General features: G+C 74.7%; 15 protein-coding genes. 9 read left to right on the top strand and 6 right to left on the bottom strand.

Annotated features, from left to right (window positions below; translation table 11 throughout):
- Positions 1-2 precede the first annotated feature (2 nt).
- Together AC1UE5_RS20090 and AC1UE5_RS20085 are read left to right on the top strand one after the other, a co-directional pair.
- Positions 3-1,043 (top strand): hypothetical protein, encoded by a 1,041-nt coding sequence (locus AC1UE5_RS20090; protein WP_482926847.1) that lies wholly within the window; start codon positions 3-5, stop codon positions 1,041-1,043.
- Between the two features lie 129 nt (positions 1,044-1,172).
- The gene (locus AC1UE5_RS20085; protein ID WP_482926845.1) at positions 1,173-4,649 is read left to right on the top strand and encodes a PAS domain S-box protein; all 3,477 of its coding nucleotides are present in this window, start codon (positions 1,173-1,175) and stop codon (positions 4,647-4,649) included.
- Here AC1UE5_RS20085 and AC1UE5_RS20080 read toward each other — a convergent pair.
- Together AC1UE5_RS20080 and AC1UE5_RS20075 are read right to left on the bottom strand one after the other, a co-directional pair.
- On the bottom strand, positions 4,598-5,764 hold the full coding sequence (locus AC1UE5_RS20080; protein ID WP_482926843.1) for an acyltransferase family protein: 1,167 nt from the start codon (positions 5,762-5,764) through the stop codon (positions 4,598-4,600). The genes AC1UE5_RS20085 and AC1UE5_RS20080 overlap by 52 nt on opposite strands.
- A gap of 85 nt (positions 5,765-5,849) precedes the next feature.
- Positions 5,850-6,875 carry an alanine racemase gene (locus AC1UE5_RS20075; protein ID WP_482926841.1) on the bottom strand — a complete coding sequence of 342 codons (1,026 nt, stop codon included), beginning with the start codon at positions 6,873-6,875 and terminating at the stop codon, positions 5,850-5,852.
- Between the two features lie 23 nt (positions 6,876-6,898).
- On the opposite strand from AC1UE5_RS20075, the gene AC1UE5_RS20070 reads away from it, so the two are divergent.
- On the top strand, positions 6,899-7,366 hold the full coding sequence (locus AC1UE5_RS20070) for a hypothetical protein (RefSeq protein ID WP_482926839.1): 468 nt from the start codon (positions 6,899-6,901) through the stop codon (positions 7,364-7,366).
- Between the two features lie 29 nt (positions 7,367-7,395).
- On the opposite strand, the gene AC1UE5_RS20065 is transcribed toward AC1UE5_RS20070, so the two are convergent.
- On the bottom strand, positions 7,396-7,887 hold the full coding sequence (locus AC1UE5_RS20065; protein WP_482926837.1) for a hypothetical protein: 492 nt from the start codon (positions 7,885-7,887) through the stop codon (positions 7,396-7,398).
- Between the two features lie 94 nt (positions 7,888-7,981).
- The gene (locus AC1UE5_RS20060; RefSeq protein WP_482926835.1) at positions 7,982-8,371 is read right to left on the bottom strand and encodes a hypothetical protein; all 390 of its coding nucleotides are present in this window, start codon (positions 8,369-8,371) and stop codon (positions 7,982-7,984) included.
- Between the two features lie 42 nt (positions 8,372-8,413).
- Between AC1UE5_RS20060 and AC1UE5_RS20055 the strand changes: the two genes are divergently transcribed.
- The 4 genes from AC1UE5_RS20055 (at position 8,414) to AC1UE5_RS20040 (ending at position 11,297) form a co-directional block, all read left to right on the top strand.
- A complete protein-coding gene (locus AC1UE5_RS20055) occupies positions 8,414-9,502 on the top strand; it encodes a LacI family DNA-binding transcriptional regulator (protein WP_482926833.1) in 1,089 nt (362 codons plus the stop codon).
- A 31-nt stretch (positions 9,503-9,533) separates the two neighbouring features.
- On the top strand, positions 9,534-10,217 hold the full coding sequence (locus tag AC1UE5_RS20050) for a lysophospholipid acyltransferase family protein (protein WP_482926831.1): 684 nt from the start codon (positions 9,534-9,536) through the stop codon (positions 10,215-10,217).
- Positions 10,218-10,275: 58 nt separating this feature from the next.
- Positions 10,276-10,707, top strand: coding sequence for a hypothetical protein (locus tag AC1UE5_RS20045; RefSeq protein WP_482926829.1), 432 nt, complete (start codon positions 10,276-10,278; stop codon positions 10,705-10,707).
- A gap of 68 nt (positions 10,708-10,775) precedes the next feature.
- The gene (locus tag AC1UE5_RS20040) at positions 10,776-11,297 is read left to right on the top strand and encodes a hypothetical protein (protein ID WP_482926827.1); all 522 of its coding nucleotides are present in this window, start codon (positions 10,776-10,778) and stop codon (positions 11,295-11,297) included.
- On the opposite strand, the gene AC1UE5_RS20035 is transcribed toward AC1UE5_RS20040, so the two are convergent.
- Complete coding sequence (locus AC1UE5_RS20035) at positions 11,294-12,337, bottom strand: winged helix DNA-binding domain-containing protein (RefSeq protein ID WP_482926825.1); 1,044 nt, start codon at positions 12,335-12,337, stop codon at positions 11,294-11,296. The two genes, AC1UE5_RS20040 and AC1UE5_RS20035, sit on opposite strands and share 4 nt — an antisense overlap.
- A gap of 26 nt (positions 12,338-12,363) precedes the next feature.
- On the opposite strand from AC1UE5_RS20035, the gene AC1UE5_RS20030 reads away from it, so the two are divergent.
- Positions 12,364-13,242 carry a neutral zinc metallopeptidase gene (locus AC1UE5_RS20030; protein WP_482926823.1) on the top strand — a complete coding sequence of 293 codons (879 nt, stop codon included), beginning with the start codon at positions 12,364-12,366 and terminating at the stop codon, positions 13,240-13,242.
- Here AC1UE5_RS20030 and AC1UE5_RS20025 read toward each other — a convergent pair.
- Complete coding sequence (locus AC1UE5_RS20025; RefSeq protein WP_482926821.1) at positions 13,190-14,302, bottom strand: winged helix DNA-binding domain-containing protein; 1,113 nt, start codon at positions 14,300-14,302, stop codon at positions 13,190-13,192. The two genes, AC1UE5_RS20030 and AC1UE5_RS20025, sit on opposite strands and share 53 nt — an antisense overlap.
- 101 nt (positions 14,303-14,403) lie before the next feature.
- Between AC1UE5_RS20025 and AC1UE5_RS20020 the strand changes: the two genes are divergently transcribed.
- Positions 14,404-15,588: a ParB/RepB/Spo0J family partition protein gene (locus AC1UE5_RS20020; protein ID WP_482926819.1), complete on the top strand. Its 1,185-nt coding sequence runs from the start codon at positions 14,404-14,406 to the stop codon at positions 15,586-15,588.
- Positions 15,589-15,596: the final 8 nt, after the last annotated feature.

Here is a 15,596-nt window from a genome sequence, read left to right as displayed (position 1 = left end):
GCATGAAGGTCTGGAGAACCACCCTCGCCGCGGTCGGCGCCGCGGCCGCGATCTGCGTCCTGCCGGCCGCCGCGCACGCCGAGACGATCGCCCAGCCCGGCGCCGCGACGCAGGTGCGCGAGCACGCCGGCTACGTCGTCTTCAGCCGCTTCGACAAGAGCGTGGAGGCGTACCGGCTCGTCGTGCGCGCGCCCGGCCAGGCGCCGCAGGACGTGCCGGTCGCGACGAGCCAGGCCGAGTTCCAGGCCGACGTCGGCCCGGACCGCGCGGGCACCCCGGCGCTGATCTACCGCCGCAGCCAGGGCACCGGCACCTCCGACCTCTTCACCTACAGCCTCACGTCCGGCGTCGAGCGGCCGGTCGCCAACGCCAACGACCCGAGCGCCGACGACACCACGCCGACGCTGTGGAGGGGCCGCATCGCGTGGACGCGGATCTACCACCCGGGCAACCGCGACAGGCAGAACCCCGTCGTCTACACGAAGATCGTCACCGCGCCCCGGTCGCGGCCGTCGACCCGCCTGTCCGGTGTCCCGCAGCGCCGCTGCGGCGACTTCGAGCCGGAGAAGTGCGGCGCGACGCAGGCCCGCTACGTCGCCGAGCTCGAGCTGCACGGCCGGAACCTCGCCGAGACGGTCGGCTACTCCTGCGCGGGCTGCGCCGGCATCGGGCAGAACGAGCTGCGCCTCGTCGACGTCGACGCCCGCACCTCCCAGCAGGTCCAGCGCCAGGTCGTCGGCCTCTCGGGCCAGCAGTACGTCGGGCCGTCGTTCTTCGGCGGGACGCTCGCGTGGACGAAGGCCTGCCTCGGCGACCCGAGCGGCTGCAACGGCACCGCCCGCGGCGCGTTCCGCTACGACCGCACCGAGCGCACGCTCACCCAGGCCACCGGCACGCCGGTCGTGGTGACCGGCGCCGCGGACACCGGCACGACGCTCTACCGCGCCTCCAGCTGCTCGTCCGAGACCGGCGGCGACTGGAACGCCGGCTGCGTGGTCGAGCAGGTCCCGGCCCCGCCGTTCGCGCCCGCGGACCGGCGCTGATCGGCCGAACCGCCGGAGCCTTGAACCTGGCGGTCCGCCGCCTGGCCAGATGTCCGGGGCCCCTCAACGGCCCCGGGCACCGCGCCGAGAACCGGAGTGTTCCCCCGCCGAGTCCCCCGCGGCGACACCGTGTTCCCCAGCACTCACACAGCGCCAGCTCCGAGCCGCACCCTGCGCGTCCTGCTCGTCGACGACGACCCGACGTACGCCGCGCTCGTCGAGGCCGTCCTCACCCACGAGGACAACCCGCCGCAGCTGCGCCACGCCGAGTCCGCCGCCGCGGCCGAGGTGGAGCTGGCCGGCGCGACGTTCGACTGCGTGCTGGTCGACCTGTCGCTGCACGACGCGCCCGGCCTGGAGGTCGTCGACCGGCTGATCGTCCACACGGACGCGCCGATCCTCGTCCTCACCGGCCGCCGCGACCCCGAGCTCGCGCTCGGCGCCCGCCGCCGCGGCGCGCACGACTTCGTCCCCAAGGGCCAGGAGCTCGACGGCCGGCTGTGGGGCGCGATCAACCGCGCGGTGCAGGAGGACCGGCTCCTCGCCGCGGCCATCGCCGAAGCGGCCGCGACCACCGAGGCGGAGCCGGACGCCGCTCCCGTCTCCGCGCCGACGGCGCCCACCACGCCCCGCGCGGCCACCCCCGCACCGGCGCCCAGGACCACGCCCGCGACCCCCGCCGGCGCCTCGGCCAAGCGCCGCCGCACCCCGCGCCCGCTCGACGGCGACGGCGCGCTGCGCCGCGGCTTCCCGTTCGTCTTCGCCGCGCTGCTCGGCGCCACGATCCTCCCGCTCGCCGCGGGCACGCCGGTGCTCGACCTGTGGCACCAGTGGCTCGTCCTCGCGGTCGTGCTCGCCGGCGGCGCCGTGCTGCCGTTCGAGCGCCTGCCCGCCTGGGTCCAGGCCACGCCCGCGCTGCTGTGGCTCGCGTTCGTCCTCGTCCTGGGGGAGCTGGGCGACGAGCCCGAGCTGCTGATCCCGCTCGTCCTGCTGACACCGCTGTGGTTCGCGCTCCACGGCAGCCGCGCGCAGCTCATCACCGCTCTCGTCGTGCTCGCCGCCGTCATGACGGTCCCGATGGCCTGGAACGACGCGCCGCTCCACACCGCGATGCGGGCGACGCTCATGGTCGGCATCGCGGCCGCGATGGGCCTCACGATCCAGCACCTCGTCCTCGACGTGCGCCGCGTCGCCGAGCAGGCCCGCGTGATGTCGGTCCGCAGCCGCGCCGCGTTCGACCAGGCGCTGGTCGGCATGTGCATCACCTCGCCCGAGGGCCACCTGCTCGAGGTCAACGACGCGTTCTGCGCGATCCTCCGCCGCCCGCGCGCGGAGCTCGAGGGCCAGCTGTTCAACACGATGACCCATCCGGACGACGTCGAGGAGTCGCGCCTGCGGATGGCCGAGGTCCTGAGCGGCGTGCGCGACGGCTTCACGGTCGAGAAGCGCTACGTCACCGGCGACGGCGACACGGTGTGGGTGACGCTGTCGACCGCGCTCGTCCGCGACCGCGACGGGACGCCCTCGTTCTTCTCCACGCAGGTGCTCGACATCACCGAGCGCCGGGTCGCCGCCGAGCGCCTCGCCGACAGCGAGCGCAAGTCCCGCACGATGCTCTCGTCGCTGGCCGAGGGCGTGGCGCTGGTCGACGCCACCGGGCGGATCATCGACGTCAACGAGGCCGGCGCGAAGCTCTTCGAGGGCCCGCCGGTCGGCATCGACGAGTACGGCCGCGAGCTCGAGCGCCACGAGCAGGCCGCCGGGCGCGTGCTGCTGAGCGGCAAGCCCGAGGACGGCTACCTGCAGCGCCTGCGTTACCCCGACGGCCGGGTGCGCGTCTGCTCGGTCAACATGCGCCCGCTCACGCGGCCGGGCGAAGCGCGCCCGTCGGCGGTCGTGTGCTCGTTCGAGGACGTCACCGAGCGGCTCGCCGCCGAGCGCCGCATCGCCGACAGCGAGGAGCGCTTCCGCTCGCTCGCCCAGACGATCCCGGTCGGAATCTTCCGCTCCACCGTCGAGGGCCGGCTGCTCTACGCCAACGACGTGTGGAAGGAGCTCCACGGCCTCAGCGACGAGGAGGCGATCGGCGCCGAGCTCGGGCCGACGCTGCACCCGGAGGACATGGCGCGGGTCGAGGACGGCCTCCAGCGCGCCGCCGCCCGCCGCGAGGCCTACAAGACCGAGGCGCGGATCGTGCGGCCGGGTGGCGAGACGCTGTGGGTCGAGCTCAACGTGACCGGCGCCGTCGACCAGGACGGCCTGCTCACCGGCTACATCGGCACGCTCACCGACGTCAGCGCGCGCGTGCAGGCCGAGCGCAAGCTGCGCGAGAGCGAGGAGTACCACCGCACGGTCCTGCGCAACCTCCCAGGCGCGATGGTCGCGGTCTACGACCACGAGCTGCGGCTGCTGGTCATGGAGGGCGGCGGCGTCCCGCAGGGCGCCGAGCAGCTCGTCGGCAAGCGCCTCGAGGAGTTCATCCAGGGCGACGATCTCGAGCAGCTCGCGACGCCGATGCGCGCCGCGCTGCAGGGCCAGAGCGGCCGCCTCGACGGGTTCGTCGCGAGCGAGAGCGGGCGCCGGCTCGTCGTCGAGATCGCCCCGTACCGCGACGACGAGGGCGAGACCGTCGGCGTCATCAACATCTCCCGCGACGTCACCGCCGAGCGCGAGGCCGAGCGCGCCCGCCACGCGGCCGTCCAGCAGTTCGAGCAGGCGTTCGACGCCGCGCCGATCGGCATGTGCCTGATCGACCTCGACGGCCGCTTCCTGCGCGTCAACGAGGCGATGGCCCGCATCACGGGGCGCTCCCGCGCCGGGCTGGAGGGCGTCCCGGTCCTCGCGATCACCGCCAGCGAGGATCGCTCCTCCGAGACCGAGGCGTTCGCCGCGCTGCTCGCCGGCGAGCGGCCCGGGATGGAGGTCGAGAAGCGCTACATCGACGCGACCGGCCACCCGGTGTGGGTCTCCGCGAGCGCGACGCTCCTGCGCGACGCCGACGGCAGCCCGCTCCACGTGCTCGCCCAGGTCCAGGACATCACCGAGCGGCGCCGGCACGAGGAGGGCCTGCGCCACCTCGCCAACCACGACCCGCTGACCGGCCTGCTGAACCGCCGCGGGCTGGAGGCGGCGCTCGAGCAGCACGTCGCGCAGACCCGCCGCTACGGCGCCCAGGGCGCCCTGATGGTGCTCGACCTCGACGGCTTCAAGACCGTCAACGACCGCCTCGGCCACCAGGCCGGCGACGAGCTGATCGTCGCCACCGCCCGGGCGCTCCGCGAGCGGGTCCGCGACACCGACCTCGTCGCGCGGCTCGGCGGCGACGAGTTCGCCGTGCTGATCCCGCGCGAGGGCCGCGAGGGCGCCGAGGCGCTGGCCGCCGACCTCGTCCGGGCGGTCCGCGAGGCCGCGGCCGGGCTGGGGGCGCGCGCGGTCACCCGCGTCACGGCCTCGCTCGGTGTCGCCGTCTTCGACGACACCGGGCTGAGCGCCGAGAAGATGCTCGTCCACGCCGACCTCGCGATGTACGACGCCAAGGGCGCCGGCAAGGACCGCTACGCGCTGTACGCGGACGCCGCGGCCGGCTTGGCGCGGCGCGCGGCCTGACCGTCGCGGGCCGGCGCGGGCCGCCGTGCGCGCGTCGCGCGCTGCGCCCACGCGAGGACCGGCCGCTCGACCAGCACCCAGCTCGCCGCCGCCGCGGGGAGCGTGAACGCGAGCACGTAGAGCAGCGCCTCGCCGTAGTCCTCGGGCCAGCGGCCCGGCTCGCCGCGCAGCCAGTAGATCGCGAGGAAGTGCAGCAGGTAGACGCCGTACGAGAGCGTCCCGAGCAGCCGCAGCGGCGCGCTCGTCAGCACCCGCATCCGCAGCGTCGTCGTCACCAGCGCGCCGACGACGAGCGCGAACCCGATCAGCGCCGGCCCGTCGCCGAGCGCCTGCCGCCACTCCAGCGAGCCCATGCCGCGCGAGTGCCAGACGCCGTCCCCGACGATGAGCACGACCCCCGCCGCGATCATCCCGAGCGCGACGGCGTGCGACGAGCGGCGGTTGTGCGCGAGCACCGCGACGAGCATGCCGGCCGCGAACTCGTGGACGTGCACGAGGAGCGAGTTCGTCACCACCGGCTCCCACGCGGCGACCATCGACCAGCCCGCGATCGCGGCGCCGACGAGGGTGAGCCCGCCGCACAGCACGGCCTGCTTGGCCCGGCTGCGGGCGAGCTTGACGCCGAGGATGCCGATCACCGGCAGCAGCGCGTAGAACGTGACCTCGACGCACAGCGTCCACATGGGAGGATCGAGGTGCTTGAGCGTCTCCGGGACGTAGTTCTGGAGGAAGAGGACGAAGAGCGGCAGCTGCCCGGTCGTCGCCTGCGCCGGGTGGTCGAGGTACCGCAGCAGGAAGAACGCGACCACCAGCGCGAGCCAGTACGCCGGCAGGATGCGCGCGGCGCGGCGGATGGCGTAGCGGCTCAGCGGCGTCGGCTCGCGCTCGCCCAGCGCGGCCGCGACGAACGGCCGGTAGAGCAGGAAGCCGGAGAGCAGGAAGAAGAGCGGGACCCCGAGGCGCAGCTCGCCCGCAGCCAGGTCCCAGAAGCCCTTCTCGGGCTTGCCGGAGTCGCCGTAGTCGAACATCCAGACGTGCAGCACGACGATCCCCAGCGCGGCGAGTCCGCGCAGGGCGTCGAGCGATTCGAGACGGGCAGGGGGGACCGGTCGCACACGACCCATGTCTAGCGGCCCCACCTTTCCCGCGCCTTATCGCGCCAAACGTCGGGCGGTCCGTCAGGCGCGTTCGCCGTGGGCGTCAGAACAGCGGGAGCGGGGTCGTCGCGTCGGCCCAGAGCGCGCGGTGGAGGCGGACGGTCGTGTCGGTGTGGGCGGGCTGCAGGCGCAGCTGGTCGCCGGGGCGCAGGTGGCCGACGTCCCCGCTGACGCGGCCGTGCTCGTCGCCCGCCGGCGCCCACGTCGCGTCGAGGTCGAGCACGCGCGCCGGGCCGTGGTCGATGGACAGCGCCTTGAGCCCGGCGTCGACGAGCACCTCGCCGTCGCCGGGGGCGGAGATGACGGTCGTCAGGACGTGCGCGGCGGCGGCGAACGGGGCGCCGGCGCCGGCGTACTTGGCGTCCATCAGGGCGTACGTGCCGGGCTGCACCTCGGTGACGAGCGGCGACGGGGCCGCGAGCGTGAACGTGCCGGTGCCGGCGGACGTGACGAGCGGGACGGCGTGGCCGCTCGCGCGGAGCGCGTCGAGCATGTCGCGCAGGACGTCCATCGCCGCGCCGTGGCCGGCGGCGCGCTCGGCGTCGGGGAGCATCTGCAGGTGGCCCTCGTAGGCCTGGACGCCGGAGAACGCGATGCCCGGCCCCGCGTCCCGGACGGCGTCGGCGATGGCGAGCGCCGCGGCCGGGGTGCGGGCGGCGCCGCGGCGCTGGCCGACGTCGAGGTCGGCGAGCACGCGCAGCTCGACGCCGTGGGCGCGGGCGGCCGCGGCGAGCGGCGCCGCGAGATCGGGCGCGTCGAGGACGACGGCGACGTCGCCGGCGTGGCGGAGCGCGACCAGGTCGTCGATCCGGCGCGGCGACAGGACGCTCGTGAGCAGGACGTCCTGGCCGTGCCCGGCGGTGAGCAGGCCGGCGACCTCGTCGAGCGTCGCGGCGGCCAGCCCGGCGGCGCCGTGCGCGAGCTGGCGCCCGGCGACCCACGCCGACTTGTGGCCCTTGACGTGGGGGCGCAGCCGCACGCCGGCGGCGTCGCAGCGGCCCTGCATGGCGGCGAGGTTCGCGTCGAGCGCGGCGACGTCGACGATCAGCGCGGGGGTAGGCGGGAGCACCGCGCGGACCCTACCCTTGGGGCATGGCCGCGGACGACCACACGCCCGTCGAACGGCTCCTCCGGCGCAAGCGCGAGCACGACGAGACGTACGCGCAGAAGATCAGCGACCGCGCGGCCCAGTCGCAGCGCTCGCTGGAGGCCTACCTCAAGGCCGGCAACCGGCCCCGTTGGATGGAGCGGCTGGGGGAGATCGAGGCCGCGACGCTGCAGGCGCGGCGGCGGCTCGAGCGCGCCTACCGCGCGCTGCAGTCCGAGTACGACGGCGATCCGGCCGGGTTCGCGGCGCGCTGGCACGACATCGCGACGCAGTGGCGGTTCGACGAGCTGAACCTGCTCATCGAGCAGCACAACGAGTGGTTCCCGATCGAGCGCCAGCTCCCGATGAACCCGCGCACCCGCGACTACGTGCTGGTCAACGGCAAGTCGTACCGGCGCGAGCCGCTGACGCCGGACTGGATCCTGCACCACTTCCCGCCGCGCCTGCCGTAGCGGCGCGGCGGGTCGTGCGGGCGCGCCGGCTAGGCGGCGGCGAACTCGCGCGCCTCGTCGGCGGCGAGGTCGAGCGACGCGGCGCGAACGAGCTCGACGTGCTGGCGCTGGACGCCGAGCGCCCAGTCGGCCAGCTCCCGCGCGTCCCCGTCGCCCAGCGTGTCGGCGATCTTGTGGACGATCTCCCAGTGGCAGAGCTCGCCGGCTTCCGCCATCGCGAGGAACTCGAACCCGTCGAGCGCCTCCTCCTCGTCGGCGAGGTAGGTCCTCATCATCTCGACGGCCTCGGACTTCGTCTCGCGGGCCATGTCGCGGATCGCGGTCTTGCGGCCGTCGATGGTGTCGACGAGCGCGTCGGTGCGGCGCTCGGTCTCGGCGGCCTCCTCGCGCATGCGGTCGAGCTGCTGCGCGAAGTCGTCGGCGCCCTCCATCTTCGCGACCTGCTGCGTCGCGTCCTGCGCGGCCTGCGCGAGGCCCAGCACCTCTGCGAGCTTCTCGTCGAGCGGAGTCAGTTCAGCCATGTCGCCGGCACTTCCCAGCGCACGGGAACTTGACACCGCAGCGTTCCCGCTCCACTCCGTCTCAGGAGCGGGCGGGGAGCTGGGTCTCGTGGACTTAGCGGATGGTCAGCCAGGCCGTGTCGGGCGCGAGCTCCGCACCCTCGGCCTGGGACACGGCCGCGCGGGAGTCGGAGCCGACCGCGGCGACGACCGTGAGGTCCTCGGGCGCGAGGGCGCTGACCTGCGCGGTGGCCTCCGGCGCGCCGCCGACACGGCGGATCTCCACGGCGGAGGTGGCGATGCCGGCGCGGGCGCCGGCGGTCTCGACGGCGCGCGTGAGCGCGCTCGACGGCGACCCGAGGTCCACGAGCACGGCTGCTGCCGGCCGCGGAGCCCGATCGGGATCGGTCCCGGTCGCCGCCCAGGCCGCGGTGACGATCCCGGCGGAGGCCGCGAGGCCGGCCAGGACCGTGAGCGGTCGCTTGAGGGAGCTGTAGGACGTCATACGTATCACCGTAGTACGTATAACGGCAGAAGTCCAGCGAACTTGAGGACGACCTCCAGCCGGCTCGACGTCCCGCCGGTGCGAACCTCGCACTACAGTGCCGCCATCGCCGGCCGCGCCCGCAGCACCCAGAAGGTCACGAGCATCGACGTCGCCCGCAAGGCCGGCGTGTCGCAGGCGACCGTGTCGCTCGTGCTCTCCGGCAAGTCGGCCGGCCGCATCTCGGAGACCACCGCCGAGCAGGTGCGTCGCTGCGCGAAGGAGCTGGGCTACCGCCCGAACGCCGCCGCGCGCGCCCTGCGCTCGGGCACCGCGGCCGCCGTCGGGCTCGTCGTCTCCGACGTCACGCACCCGTTCTTCGGCCGCACGCTGCGCGGCGCCCAGCGTGCCGCGTGGGAGGCCGGCCACGTGGTCGTCCTCATCGACGACGCGTACGGCGCGGCGTGGGGCGACGGCTCGGTCGAGGCGCTCCGCGCGGGCTCGATCGACGGCTTCCTGTTCTTCGCCGCCGACCCGCCCGAGTCGCTCGAGCGCCCCGGCTCGCCGCCGGTCGTCGTGGTCGAGGCGACGCCGGAGCGGTTCCCGCACGTCGTGCTCGACGTCGAGGCCGGGACCGACGCGATCCTCCAGCACCTCCACGAGCTCGGCCACCGCAGGATCGGCTACTTCAGCTCGGCGATCTCCGGGCAGACGTTCGAGCGGCGGCTGGAGCGGTGGCGCGCGCACCTGCGGGCCAATGGCGTCGACCCGGCGACGGTCGCCACCGGGGCCGGCCGCTTCCACGCCGAGGGCGCGATCGCTGCCGCGCACGAGCTGCTGCGCGCGCTCGGCGACACGACCGCGGTCGTCTGCGACGACGACGTCCTCGCCTCCGGCCTCGTCACCGCCGCGCGCCAGGCGGGGGTCGACGTCCCCGGGCGGCTGTCGGTGGCCGGGTTCGACGACCTCGACCTCGCGCTCTACTCCGCGCCGCCGCTGACGACCGTCCGCGCCGATCCCGAGGGGCTGGGCGCCGCCGCCTTCGAGATCCTCCACGCCCGTCTCACATCCCCGCCCTCCCGCCGCCCGCGCAGCCGTGTCCTGCCGGTCGAGCTGGTGGTGCGCGAGTCGACCGGCCCTGCGCCCGCGTAACCGGCGCGGCCCGGCCGAGTAGGGATCGCCGATGCCCGAGAAGTTCTCCTTCGCCTACCGCGCCGTGATGGCCGTCTCGAACCCGATCGTCCGCCGCTGGGGCCGCCTGGAGGTCTCGGGGACCGAGCACCTGCCGCTCGAGGGCCCGGTCCTGCTGGCGGGCAACCACGACTCGTACTGGGACCCGATCGCCATCGGGGTCGCCGGGCGCTCGCGGCGTCAGATCAAGGCGCTCGCGAAGTCGTCGCTGTGGAAGATCGGCGTCGTCGGCAAGGTGCTCGACGGGATGGGCCAGATCCCGATCGACCGCGGGAAGGGCGACGCGGGCGCGCTCGCGCGCGCGATCGAGGAGCTGCGCGCCGGCGCCTGCATCGGCGTCTTCCCGGAGGGCACGCGCTCCCAGGGCCGCGTGCTGCGCGCGCGCAGCGGGTTCGGCCGGCTCGCCGAGGCGGTCCCCGGCGTGCAGGTCGTCTGCTGCACGGTCGAGGGCACCGTCGACATCCCGCGGTTCCCCAAGCGCCCGCACGTGAAGGTCCGCTTCTTCCCGCCCGAGGGCGGTGGTCTGCAGCCGGGCGAGAGCGCGGCGGAGCTGTCGGCGCGGCTGCTGGCGGAGATCCGCGCGCAGGCGCCGATCGCGGCGTGCGGGCGCAAGCCGCGCCCGGTCGAGCAGCCCCCGGCGACGACCGAACCGGTCGCCGCCGACACGCAGGCCTAACGCACCCTCAACGAACGTTGCACTGACCTGCCGCCGGTGGGGTAGGTAACGTCTTGTCATGGTCAACGCGCAGGTCCGGACACTGCACGAGCCCGACGGGACGCCGGTCACGAACCTGGCGTTCGACCTCTCCCACGCGCAGCTCGAGTCGGCGTCGCACGCCTGCGGCGAGATGCTCCTCGAGCGGCACCGCGGGCAGGCCATGGACACCGACGACGTCCTCGCGCTGCGTCAGCTCACCGCGGTCAGCGACGAGCTGCACCGGCTGGGGGAGGCGAAGGCGAACGCCCACGTCGTCCTTCCGCTCGCGCGGTTCATCGTGCTGCACGAGACGCTCGACGAGTGGGTCCACACGCGCACCGAGCGCGACTGGCTGCGCAAGGCCGACGAGGACGCCATGCCGCTCCTGCAGGCCATGCTCTCGCCGATGGACCACCTGCGCGCCGAGGCCGTGGAAGCGGCCCTGGCCAGCGAGCACGCGTCGCACTAGAACCCGGCGCTTCGAGGGCGTAGAAAATACCCACGCGGCGGGTGCCGCCGGGGTAGGGTCGCCGTGCGGTGTTCGGCTGGCGACGCAGGCGGAAGGCGGCGAGGCAGCAACGCTCCACCCGGAGCGACCCCGACGACTGGCTCGGGGTCTCCGTCGTGGTGCTCGAGGAGGGCGAGGCCGAACGGCTCGCGGCCGAGCGTGCGGCGGCGCGGGCGACGCTCCAGCGGGTCGTCGCGGAGGCCGTGATCTGGCAGGACGAGGCCGAGGCGCTGCTGGCGGCGATCCGCCTCCGCGAACCGCTGGCGGACCTCGCGCCGCGCGGCGGCAAGCTCGCCTCCCGGTTCGTCGCGCTCCGCAACGAGCTGCCCGACGTGCGCGACGTGCAGCTGCGGCGGCAGATCGTCACGGTGCGGTCGGTGCTCGACCACCACGCGATGCTGCTCTCCACCGCGCTCGACCTGCTCTCCGTCGACTGGCGCTCGGACCGCGTCGCGCAGCAGATCGAGGGGCTGCGCGGGCTGGGGGAGCCGGCGGCCTGGCTCGACGCGATCCGCGAGGAGCTGACGGCGGACGAGCGCGCGGTCGGCTAGTCGGCGTGGAACGCGGCGAGCCGCTCGGCCTCGGCGTCCACCGCGCGGCGGTCGGCGGCGTCGAGGTCGACGTACGGCGTGACGCTGACGCGGCCGTCCTCGTACCGCCACTCGCCCGCGACCTGGCCGTCGACGAGGAACGTCGGGGTGCCGTGCGGCTTCCTGACGCTGAAGACCTTCGGCCGGTGCTCCTCGGGCAGGATCTGCGTGCGCCGCGCGTGGACGAGCAGCGTCGCGTCCCACACCGGCAGGAAGCGCGGCGGCGCGGGCGTCTCGGGCTCCGGGAGCGGCGCGTCCGGCAGGTCGACGAGCTCCCCGCCGTCCGGCCCGCGGTAGGTCACCGTGTCGAGGCGGGCGAGCGCGCGGCCGACCTCCGCGACGCTCAGCCCGGTGAAGCTCGCGGCGTCCTTGCGCGAGGCGGGGCCGAAGCCGCGCAGGTAGCTGCGGACGAGGTGGACCGCCCCGGCCGCCGGGGTGGGGCGCGGCTCCGGGGGCGGCGACCAGACGTTGGCGAGGCCGTAGAGGTCGGCGCGCCGCTGCTCCCACGTGCCCAGCGGCGGCACGCGGACGAGGTCGAGCCACAGGCCGACGCCGCGCGCGCGGTCCTTGCCCAGCAGCGCCTCGATGTCGCGCCGGTGCATCGGGCCCTGCTCCTCCATCGCGGTGCGCAGCTTGCGCGCGGCCGCGGCCATCTGCCGGACGGTGGCGACGTCGCCGAACGTGCGCTGGTGCAGCACGCGGCGCGACGCGCGGACGGCCTCGGTGATCGGCCAGTAGTCGCGCGGGGTGACGAGGTGGATCGTCGCGCGCATCAGCGTCGCCTGGAGCGCGGTGCGGTCGACCAGCGCCGCGGTCACCGCGCCGCGCTGAAGCCCCGCCATCCGCGACCACAGGCCGACGTACATGGCGGGCGCGTACTGCGCCTGGATGCCGCCGATCTGCTCCAGGGCGGCGGGGATGTCGGGCTCGGTCCGGTCGAGGAGGAGCTGGCGGGCGAGCAGCGCGCGGTTGAGCTGGCGGGTCGAGAGCGTGGCGATCACGGGCGAGATGCAGTACAGCTTGTCGGGTGAATCGGGCAGGGATCGTCATGGTGCTGGTCGCCGTCGCGCTGCTCGGCGCGGCGTGCGGGAGCGAGGACGTCGAGCGCCGGGTGGACGAGGCGCGGACGCAGGTCGACGAGCTGCGCAAGGACGTCGAGCGCCAGGTCGACGCCGCGCGCGAGGAGTTCGAGCGCCGCCGCGAGCGGTACGGCGACCAGATCGAGGACGTCATCGCGGACCTCGAGAAGGTGTTCGAGCGGCCCGAGCGGACCCGGCCCGAGGTGCGCTCGGACGGGCGCAACCAGCCGCAGACGATCGACGCGTTCATGACCGATGTGCTCCAGGACGTCGACCGCTTCTGGACGCGGACGTTCGCCACCAGCGACCTGCCGGAGCCGCGTGTGGCGTTCACGTGGGTCCCGCCCGGGCAGCAGGTCCAGACCGCGTGCGGGACGCCGGCCAACGACGACGCCGCGTTCTACTGCCCGGCCGACGACACGATCTACGTGGCGCAGTCGTTCGCCGCGCGCCTGTACGAGGGCGTGCTCGACCTCCCGGGGACGGGCCGGGCCGCGGGCGACTTCGCGGTCGCGTACGTCCTCGCGCACGAGTACGCGCACAACCTCCAGACCGAGCTGGGCATCTTCTCGTCGCTGCGGAGCGAGACCGCCAAGCCGTTCGAGCTGCAGGCCGACTGCCTCGCCGGCGTCTGGGCGTACTCCGCGTTCGCCGAGGGCTCCATCACCCAGGAGGACATCGAGGAGGCCGCGCAGGCCGCGCTGGCGGTCGGCGACTTCGACGTCACCAACGAGCAGCATCACGGGACGCCCGAGGAGCGGCGGGCGGCGTTCCTCAGCGGCTTCGAGACGGGGTCGCCGTCGTCGTGCGACCGCTTCCTGACCTGATCGCGACGCGGCCCCTGCGTACCCCGTGCCAGGCGAGCAGGCGGCGGGCCTCCTCCCGTATCGCCCGCTTGTCGTCGGGCGTCGTGGGGCCGAACGTCGTGACGTCGAGCTCCCCGTCGCGCAGCGTCCAGATCCCGCACACGTAGCCGTCGAGCAGCACGGCGCGCTGCCCGGCGACGACGAGGTGGCGCTCCTCGTGGGGGAGGATGCGGGCCCGGTCGGCGTGGCCGAGGAGCGCGTTGTCGAACTCGGGCAGGAGCCGGACGGGCGCGGGCGCGTCCGCGGCCGGGACCGGGAGGCCGGGGAGGTCGTAGAGCGTGCGCCCCTGCTCGTCGGCGTACGTGACCAGCTCGTCCTGGTGGGCGTCGAACAGGGCCTTCGCGCCCGGCAGGCCGGACCACGCGGTGAAGTCCGCGGGCGTGGCGGGGCCGAAGGCAGTGAGGTAGCGGCGCAGGAGGTCGGGGGCGGTGAGCGGGCGGGCAGGGCGGCCGTCGAGCCAGCGCTCCAGGAGGGTGAGCTTCGCGCGGCCGGTGCGATGCCACAGGCCACGCGGGGTGGTGTGGACGACGGCGACGACGCTGGCGGCGGCGATGCCGAGCGCGGTCGGGTCGGCGCCGGGGAACTGCGGTGCGATCGTGGTGCCGACCTCCTTCATCCCGACCTCACCGGCCGCGAAGACCGGCGTCGCGGCCGCGGCGACCGCGTCGAGGCCGGCGCCCGCGAGGTCCCGCCCGACCGCGCCGTTCATCCGCCCGCGGATCATGTCCGCGTGGAGCGCGCGGAGGGCGGCGGCCTCGTCGGCGTTGACGAGGTGGAGCGTGTGGCGCATGACGTTGATGCGGACGGCGTCGCGGGCTTCCAGCAGCTCCTCCAGCGCCGCCGGGTCGAAGCCGGCCAGGCGCGCGTGGAGGCCGACGTAGGGCGCCTTGGGCTCCTGCGCCTGGAGCCCGCCGAGGTGGCGAATCGCGTCAGAAGTGCTGCGCTCTGCGTCGTGTTCGAGGAGCAGCTGTCGCGCGAGGAGCGCGCGGTTGAGCTCGCGTTCGGTCAGGACCCGCGTCATGCGCCTGACCGTACGGGCGATTGCGGCCAGATCGTGGCCGTTGAGGCGGGTGCAACGTCCGTCCCAGGCCGACCGACCCGCCTGCTTGACTGCCGCCGCTCATGTCTCAGGTCGACAAGCTCCAGGAAGCCGAGGAACACGTCGCGCAGATGCGCGAGGAGAACGAGCGCCGCGAGCGGGAGGCCCTCGAGGCCGACCTGCGGCGCGCGCCGATCGCCGACACCGCCGGGAAGGGGCGCCGCACCGTGACGGTGCCGCTCGCGCAGGTGGCGACGATGGACAACATGCGCGTCGGGCCGCTGCCCGAGCTGCACGAGCTGGCCGTCTCGATCAAGGAGACCGGCCTGCTCCAGTCGCCGCTCGTCCGCGAGACCGGCGATCCCGACAAGCCGTACGAGCTGCTCGCCGGCCGGCGGCGGTTCGGCGCGATGCAGCTCATCGACGAGGCCGAGGGGCCGTCGGAGTGGCGGCTGACGGTCGTCGAGGGCATCTCGCGGCGCGAGGCGCTGACGATGCAGTTCGCGGAGAACTTCCACCAGAACAAGCCCGAGCCCGTGCAGTTCGCGCGCGCGGCCCACGCGATCATGCGCGAGGACCCGTCGCTGACCGCGGCCGACGTGTCGCGGCTGGTCGGCGCGCCGCCGGCGTGGACGCGCAAGGCGCTCAAGCTGCTCGACCTCCCGGCGAACGTGATCGCGCGCGTCGAGGAGGGCGACCTGGCGTTCACGATCGCCGACCTCGTGCGGCGGCAGATCGCCAAGGGCGAGGTGGGCGCCGAGGAGGCGGCCGACCTCGTCGAGCAGCACGCCGCGGGCGAGATCACTGCGAAGGAGCTCAAGCACGGCGTCGGCTACGTGCCGCCCAAGCCCGACAACTACGACGAGCTGTCGCGCAAGCTCGACGAGGCGCGGTGGGAGCAGAACCGGCCCGACCGCATCGACGAGCACCGCGGCTCGTCGGGCGCCGACGCCGAGCAGCGCGACTGGGACGCCTCCGAGGTCGCCGACGGCGAGCTGGGGACGATCCAGGTGCGCCGGCGCGAGGACGGCGGCGGCGAGGCGGCCGGCGGCGTGAAGGCCGAGGACCTCGACGCGTACGTGCTGGCGATCCTGCTCGAGCACGCGTCGGAGGAGCGGCGGTCGGCGCTCGGCATCACCGACGTCGCGAGCGCGCACCGGTACGCGCTGGCGCTGCGGCCGTCGCAGCGGCTCGGGGTGCTGCGCGTGTTCGCGGCGGAGATCATGGCCGCCGACCCCGACGCGCCCCAGGCGGTGCGCGCCGCCTAGCCTCGGGC

Source organism: Parviterribacter multiflagellatus (assembly GCF_056863265.1).
Note: the sequence above shows the minus strand (reverse complement) of the source record. Positions and strands in the feature narration are given on the sequence as shown.